This is a genomic window from Psittacicella gerlachiana, assembly GCF_003585965.1.
In the GTDB taxonomy this organism is placed as follows: domain Bacteria; phylum Pseudomonadota; class Gammaproteobacteria; order Enterobacterales; family Psittacicellaceae; genus Psittacicella; species Psittacicella gerlachiana.
The window spans coordinates 1-1,862 of sequence record NZ_NRJF01000237.1 but is presented as its reverse complement, the minus strand read 5'-3'; the positions used below and the strand labels follow the sequence as shown (position 1 = coordinate 1,862).

The 1,862-nt window shown below is 32.3% G+C and carries 2 protein-coding genes; both read right to left on the bottom strand.

Translation table 11 applies throughout. The annotated features are described in order from the left end of the window. Positions 1 to 1,186, bottom strand: a 1,186-nt coding sequence (gltX, locus tag CKF59_RS07095) for a glutamate--tRNA ligase (RefSeq protein ID WP_119535237.1), incomplete at its 3' end; no start/stop codon positions are given. A 208-nt stretch (positions 1,187 to 1,394) separates the two neighbouring features. After that, positions 1,395 to 1,853, bottom strand: coding sequence for a hypothetical protein (locus CKF59_RS07090; protein WP_119535236.1), 459 nt, complete (start codon positions 1,851 to 1,853; stop codon positions 1,395 to 1,397). Positions 1,854 to 1,862 lie beyond the last annotated feature (9 nt).

The window sequence follows — 1,862 nt, the reverse complement described above, 5'->3', positions numbered from 1 at the left end:
CAGCAGATAACTTAGCTTTTAATAGTTCTAACACCTCAAGATTTTTTAGATGCTTTTTAGCAGCCACTTCATCTAATTGCGTTACTGGAGTATAAATATAAGCTACTTGCTCAGCAATTTCTTTAAGGGTATGACAACGATCTACAAATAATTCTACAACTTGCGCAAAAGGCGCAGTAGCTTTAGAATCTACATCGTAAGAAACAAAAGGACGTACTTTATCAGCTAAATCTTTTGCAGATAACTCACGCATGTAATGTTGATTTAACCAATTTAATTTTGCATAGTCAAATGAAGAAGGGTTTTTACTTACATTGCTAATATCAAAATATTTAATTAGCTCTTCACGTGAAAATACTTCTTGGTCTCCATGTCCCCATCCTAAACGAGCAATATAATTAATAATCGCTTCAGGCAAATATCCATCTTCTTTAAACTGCATTACATTTACAGCCCCATGACGCTTAGATAACTTTTTACCATCAGAACCATTAATCATTGAAACATGAGCATAAGTAGGAATTTGAGCTCCTATAGCTTCTAGTACATTAATTTGACGTGGAGTATTATTAATATGATCTTCACCACGAATTACATGAGTAATCCCCATGTCATAATCATCCACCACAACACAGAAGTTGTATGTTGGCGTACCATCAGTTCTCGCAATAATAAAATCATCTAACTCTTCATTATTAAATGAAATTTCACCACGAATCGCATCATCAAAAGTAACCACTCCCGTTTCTGGATTTTTAAAACGAATACAATGAGGTGCACTTAAATCTTGTTCTTGTGGAGATAAATGACGGCAACGACCTACATATTTAGGCTTTTCTTTATTCTCTTCTTGTCTTTCTCTATCAGCTTGTAACTGTTCTTTAGAGCAGTAGCAACGATAAGCTGTCCCTTCTGCTAACATTTTCTCAATTACTTCTGCATATCTATCCATACGTTTAGATTGGAAATAAGGACCTTCATCATAGTTCATTCCTAACCATTCCATAGCTTCAATAATGGCATGCGTAGCTTCTTCTGAGTTACGTTCAAAATCGGTATCTTCTACTCGAAGAACAAATTTTCCATCGTTATGACGAGCATATAACCAAGAATATAATGAAGTACGAGCACCGCCAATATGTAAAAATCCTGTAGGGCTAGGAGCAAAACGAGTTTTAATTTTCATATGATTACTTTAATAAATATAGTGTATTAAGAGTTAACAATACTGCTAGTTAATATTTAAATAAACAGCTAAATATTAACTAGAAGATTATCGGTCAATAATTTTTATATGATTATATCACCTTATAGTAAGCAAAAAGGAGAGAAAAGATAAAAAAGTAAAAGTCATGCCCATTATATGAACATGACTTTTAAGCATAACTCTTAAATTACTTTTTATCTTTTACGGTTAAAGTTGCATTCTCACCAAATTCTTTATGGGCAACTTCTTCTTGATACTCATTCGTATTAATTGTTAAATTAGCATTATCAGCTAAAGATAAATTATTGCTTTTTAACTTGGTTTTAGCTGCTTCAAGGTCTACTTTATTTACAACTTCTGTTGTTTGCGAGTTAATTTCTAAATCACCATTACTAGAAATACTTGCTCCATTTAAAACAACATTACCGCCACCTATTACTACATTACCACCTGAAATAATAGAACTACCCTCAATTTTAACATTACCGCCTTTAATGTTTACACCCTTACCGGCATTTAATTGAGTATTTTGTACGCTTGCGGTTTTTTTTGCTTGAATATCAGCATTTCCAGTGACGTTAATATTTTTATCATGAATATTAACATCTAAGTCATGATTTGTATAATTAGTATTTTTATTAGACATTTAATACTC